The sequence below is a fragment of the Prosthecobacter sp. genome, from assembly GCF_044373815.1.
GTDB lineage: Bacteria > Verrucomicrobiota > Verrucomicrobiia > Verrucomicrobiales > Verrucomicrobiaceae > Prosthecobacter.
Genome location: NZ_JBIPNG010000434.1, coordinates 1 through 5,686, shown reverse-complemented (window position 1 = coordinate 5,686; position 5,686 = coordinate 1). Strand labels below are relative to the sequence as shown.

At 58.8% G+C, this 5,686-nt stretch carries 6 protein-coding genes; all 6 read right to left on the bottom strand.

Annotated elements, in window-relative coordinates:
- Nucleotides 1-795: PVC-type heme-binding CxxCH protein (locus ACIREA_RS25280; RefSeq protein ID WP_397385103.1), on the bottom strand; the 795-nt coding region annotated here is incomplete at its 3' end.
- A 4-nt stretch (nucleotides 796-799) separates the two neighbouring features.
- Nucleotides 800-1,645, bottom strand: coding sequence for a M15 family metallopeptidase (locus ACIREA_RS25275; RefSeq protein ID WP_397385102.1), 846 nt, complete (start codon nucleotides 1,643-1,645; stop codon nucleotides 800-802).
- Nucleotides 1,646-1,652: 7 nt separating this feature from the next.
- Nucleotides 1,653-2,045, bottom strand: coding sequence for a RidA family protein (locus tag ACIREA_RS25270; protein WP_397385101.1), 393 nt, complete (start codon nucleotides 2,043-2,045; stop codon nucleotides 1,653-1,655).
- 13 nt (nucleotides 2,046-2,058) lie between these two features.
- Entirely contained in the window at nucleotides 2,059-3,432 is a 1,374-nt protein-coding gene (locus ACIREA_RS25265; protein ID WP_397385100.1) for a hypothetical protein, read from the bottom strand.
- Nucleotides 3,433-3,466: 34 nt separating this feature from the next.
- On the bottom strand, nucleotides 3,467-4,891 hold the full coding sequence (locus ACIREA_RS25260; RefSeq protein ID WP_397385099.1) for a DUF1501 domain-containing protein: 1,425 nt from the start codon (nucleotides 4,889-4,891) through the stop codon (nucleotides 3,467-3,469).
- A gap of 57 nt (nucleotides 4,892-4,948) precedes the next feature.
- A partial coding sequence (locus ACIREA_RS25255; protein WP_397385098.1) for a DUF1501 domain-containing protein occupies nucleotides 4,949-5,686 on the bottom strand: 738 nt, incomplete at its 5' end.

Genomic DNA, 5,686 nt, shown 5'->3' with positions numbered 1-5,686 from the left:
GCCATACACCCACTGGAAACCGTAGTCCGCGCCTTCCACGACATACAACAACCGGCACGGCGGGCGGCTGCCGGGATCATTTTCAGCAGCAAAGATCTCACCATCTTTGCGCACCATCAATCCAAAGGGATTCCAGAAACCCCGGGCGATGCGGCGCATCTGCGAACCATCCGCCGTGCAGCGAAACACCCCGCCCTCACCACGTCCGCTGACCTTGGATCCATCCTTGGCTGTGAGCGTCCAGTCCTTGCCAAAATTCTCACCGAGTGAGAAGACAAGGCCGCCGTCAGGATGCCACGACATGCCGCTAAGACCATTGTGCGGATAGTCCGCCACGGAATCGAGCGTGGCCAGATTCTCCTCCACATCCCCTACGCCATCACCATTGGTGTCCTTCACACGCAGCACGCGGTCCCGCTCCGCAAGGTAAATCCAGCCATCCGGCCCGATCTCCACATGCATGGTGGCATCGGTCTTGTTGTAAAACACCCGGCGGTTCTTGCCGTTCGCATCAAAGACCAGCACCTCATCATGCACCGGCCCGTCGTAGTCTTCCGGCCGGAAATGCGTGTGGCAGGAAATCGAATAGATGTTCCCGTTTTTATCCACAGCGATGCCAGTCGGCGTGACCAGATCCGGATGCTCCGCGAGCAGCGTGAGTTTGACGCCCGGCTGCAACGTTTCGATCTGCGGCGGCAATTGCGCTGGCACATCCGGTGATTTGGTCGGTGCAGCTGGAGGAGCCCCGAGCGCAGCGAAAGCTGGCAGCAGAAGAAGCAAGTGGAGTGGTTTCATAAAGTTATGCATTGCGGACGCGTTCCAAGGCAGCGGCGATTTCTTTTTCAATGACCGGCAGCGGATTGAGCAAGGTGAGTGGATCTGAGACAGGCGTGATTTCGTTGGTACGTGGATCCCAGTTCACCGGGCCAAAGCGGCAGGGCGCGGGATTCCCAGTCAGGATGTGCATCCCGGCATCATCCTTATCGAAGTGCCAGAACTCGAACGGGAAATGAATGAAGCCATGCTTTTCCATCATCGCCGCGATCTCCAGCCGTGTGGCGACGTGCTCGGGCTCGACAAAAGGCGACCTCATCGGCGTGCATTCGCTCATTTCGAGATACGGATAGCCACGCCACACCTCGGTGCGGTCATCACGACGAAAAACCGAAATGTCGATGGCCGAGCCCGACATGTGCGCACCGATCTTGGGCATGTTGGCCGTCAGCACAATGGCACGCCGAAACATCATCTCCGTGCTCGGGATCTCTCCTCCGAGCTCCCAGATGCACTTCTTCAAAACCGTATCAAAAACCGACGGCTTGCGCACCAGCTGCCGCTGCATGTCCAGCGAGCGAAAACCGTCCTCAATTTTCAAAATCCAGCCACGCTCGTTCATCTCACGCCCGATGGTGATGACATCTCGCACAAGGCTCTCGCGCAGGAAGTAAACGCGGTCCAGATCCCCGGCGATCTTGCTGGTGGAAAACAGCATCTCCACATTCGCCGCCGCAGCGGCATCAGGGATCGAGGCAAACCGTTCGCCACATTCATTGACCGGAAACTCGATCAGCTTCTGCACAATCGCATAGCCTTGCTCCATTTGATCCGCCCAGTAGGCACGGCGTGCTGCTTCGTCGTTGTTCATAAGCAGTTCAGTTGGCTTTGCGTACCGCCACGGCCTCCACCTCGTAGCGCAGTGTGGGCGGCAGGCAGTTCGTGATCGTGGTGCGCGCAGGCGAAGGCTGCGGGAAGTATTCACGATAGAGCTGGTTGTACAGCGGCACGTCCTCCGCATCGCGGACATAGTTACGCGTCTGCACCACGTGGGCGAGATCGCTGCCTGCGGCTTCAAGAACCTTGCGCACATTTTCAATGCTGCGGCGAAACTCCCCTTCGAAAGTATCGCTGACGATGTTGCCCTCCTGATCCACGGAGGCCTGGCCTGACACAAAAATCAAATCGCCCACCACCACGCAGGGACTGAATGGCAGATGTGAAGTCGGTGTGTCGGGCAGCTGGGGATAAGAGACGAGCGGATGTGTCATGATGATAAGGAGATCAGGGTTTGCCGGCTGGCGCGGACTGCAGGCGCGCCTTTTCTTCAGCTTCGCGCTTCTGCATATCCTTCGGATGTTTCGAGAAACTCTCAAAAACATCACCAACCACTCGATCAGCAAGAGCGCCAAGCTTCTTCAAAATGATCGCCTCAGCTTCGGGCTTGATCTTGGACAAGTTGGGCTCGTAGCCACCCACCGTATGGGCATCCGCCGTGGCGATGTAGCCGATGTTTCCATTCGCATAGCCGACGATGATGGGCGTGGCCCGGTTGGCGATGGCCTGTTCAAGTTTAAATCCGTATTCCACCATTGGCTCACCCGGCATGGTCAGCAGAAGAAAGGGGCCGATCTTCATCGCCATCAGTTCAGCGCGCACTGGCTGTTCTTTGCCTGGAAGCTCCACCACCTCGCTGGCGACACGGATTGGGTAAAAGGTCTCGCGTTTGCGCAGTTGCTCACGCGTCACGCTGAATGACGCTGCACGCGCCACCGCGCCTCCGAGATCACGGCCCGCCCACTGGATGTCTGCCTCATCAGCACAGCGATACGGATACCCGGGCAGATTGGGCCGTATGTCTCCAGCACAGCCCTGCATGAACAAAGCGCTGGTCTTTTGCGCGTAGCACATCTCCACAAACGTCTGTGCCTCTCCTGGGAAGTCAGCGCTCATTTTCGGATACCCCTTCGGATATGGCAGCGAGCCCTTGTCGCCCCAGGTAAAAAAACATGGATGACAGACCGCATGCATAATGACCGCCAGCGGTGTGAGCGTGTGGCCATCGTCAAAGCGCAGCACCTTCACACGCTTGTCATTGGGTCCATCGGGATTCAAACTTACCACCGCACGGCCATCGTACGTTTTTCGGCGGTTGATGCCAAAGCTGATGCGATCCTCGCCATAACCGATGTTTACAGGCTTCATGCTGGCGGCAGCCTCCTTCGCAGCCAGCCCCAGCTTTCGGATCAAATCCGCCGCCCACCGCATGTTTTCCATGTACCCAGGCCCCGAGTGATTGTGTGAGGCGGAGATAAGAATGTTCGCGGATGGCACACCTGTTTCCTCCTCGATGCGCGCACGCGCATCCTTCACCATGTCATCCCACGCACCGATGGTGTCCATTGTGACGATGGCAGCTTTCGTTTCGCCATCGTCCAGGATCAAAACTCCAGCACGCAGCGGGTCACGGACACCGCTCACCTGACGCACATGCCCGACAATTTTGGATCCCGCCGCATCTGGCGGGGTGATGTCCACCTTGGCCACCCCGGCTTTGAGATTCGAGACGATGGGAAAACTGCCATCCTTGATCTCCTGCGCCTGCGCACTGGAGATGAGGAAGCAAAGACCAAGAAGAAGTGCCGGGCGGGGATGCATGGCTCTCTTCTACGCTCTCAAAGGCTGCAAATAATCACGCGATCAACTCCGCAATCGGTCTGCCATTTTCCACAATGTGAACCGGACGTCCGTTGAGATCATTGAGGGTGACCTTCGAGTAGTCGATCCCGAGATGATGATAAATCGTGGCAAGGAAGTCGCTCGCGTTGCAGGGGCGCTCGACCACATCTTCACCGCGCTTGTCACTGGCACCGATGATGCCACCCGTCTGGATGCCTCCGCCGGCCCAAACATTGGTGAAGGCACGCGGCCAATGGTCGCGTCCGGGCTGAAGCGTGCCGGTGGGTCCGCTGGCATCACCCGCACCCGTGCTGCGGTCAAAGCTGATCTTCGGCGTGCGGCCAAACTCCCCGGTGACGACAACGAGCACGCGTTTGTCGAGACCCCGCGCATAAATGTCCTCGATCAACGCGGACACCGCGCGGTCGTAGGTTGGCATGCGGAAACGCAACGCTTCAAACTGATGCTGGTTCACCGCATGGTCGTCCCAGTTGTTCACCCGGCCGCACAGAGGACCGCTGAGACTGCTGGTGACGATCTCCACACCCGATTCGACGAGACGACGCGCCAGCAGAAGCTGCTGCCCCCAGCGATTGCGTCCATAACGATCACGGATGGCTGCATCCTCCTTGCTCAGGTCAAAAGCATCACGTGTTTTAGGATTCGTCAGCAGCGTGGCCGCCTGCGCTTCAAATTCATCCAGCGCGCCGAGTTCGCCCTCGCGATCAAATGCACGCTCCATTTTGTCCAAGCTCTTGCGCAAAACGATGCGGTCACTGAGACGGCGATTTTCCGACTCATCAGCCAGGCCGATGTTCGGCACCTGAAAGCTCGGGCGGTTCGGATCATCGTTCACCGCGAATGGCGCATACGCGTCGCCCAGATACGCCGGACTCGAATACTCAGGCGATGCCGCAGGCACCCCGATGTAATTTGGCAGCGGGTTTGCGCGGCCGCCATCCTTGGCCCGGAGGTAGTGCGCCACAGACATCCAGTCAGGCAGGCGCGGCTTCGGCTTGTCGCGCGTGTCACTGTCACCGGAAAACATCTGCATCGTCCCTGCGGGATGTCCACCCGCCGATTGATTCATGGAGCGCACAATCGTGAACTTGTCCGCGATCTTCGCGTTCATCGGCAGCATTTCAGTGAACTGCATGCCCGGCACCTTGGTGCTGATCGTCTTGAACGGCCCGCGATACTCGCTGCTGGCCTCCGGCTTTGGATCATAGGTGTCAATGTGCGACTGACCGCCCGGCAGCCACACCATGATGATGGACTTGCGTTCACCCTTCGGCTTCGCCGCATTTTCAGCACGCAGCTTCAGCAGGCCCGGCCAGCTCAGCGTCGCCATTCCTGACAATCCAAACTGCATGAAACTACGCCGCGACAGCGGACCGGCGCAGCGAACGAGAGAAGGGGGCTGAATGATGGATGACATGCACTGAAACCTACGCTCGGAGATGCATCTCTTTATCGAGCAATACTTCGGCAAAACTCACCCCATCAACCCAGGAATCGGCCGGCCATGATCGACAATGGGCGTCGGGCGGCCATTAAAGTCATTGATCGTGACCTTGGAGGCATCAATGCCCAGATGGTGATAGATCGTCGCAAGAAAATCCCCCGCACTGCACGGCCGCTCGATCACGTCCTCGCCGCGTTTGTCCGTGGCACCAATGACCGCCCCCGTCTGGATGCCGCCACCGGCCCAGATGTTGGAAAAAGCCCGCGGCCAGTGGTCGCGGCCCGGCTGCAGCGTGCCCGCAGGTCCGCTGGCATCTCCCGCTCCCGTGCTGCGGTCAAACGTGATTTTCGGCGTGCGTCCAAACTCACCCGTGACGACCACGAGCACGCGTTTGTCGAGACCCCTTGCATAAATGTCCTCGATCAGCGCGGACACCGCCTGATCATAGTTTCCCATGCGGAATCGCAGCGCCTCAAAGATGTGGTGGTCCACCGCATGGTCGTCCCACACCTGTGTGCGACCGCACAGCGGACCATGCAGGCTGCTGGTGATGATCTCCACACCCGCCTCCACCAGACGCCGCGCGAGCAGCAGCTGCTGCCCCCAGCGATTCCGTCCATAGCGGTCACGAGTCTGGGCGTCCTCTTGGCTCACATCAAAAGCATCGCGCGTCTGTGCATTCGTAAGCAGGGACATCGCCTGGGACTCAAATTGATCGAGCGCACCGAGTTCGCCCTCGCGATCAAACGCACGTTCCATCTTGTCGAG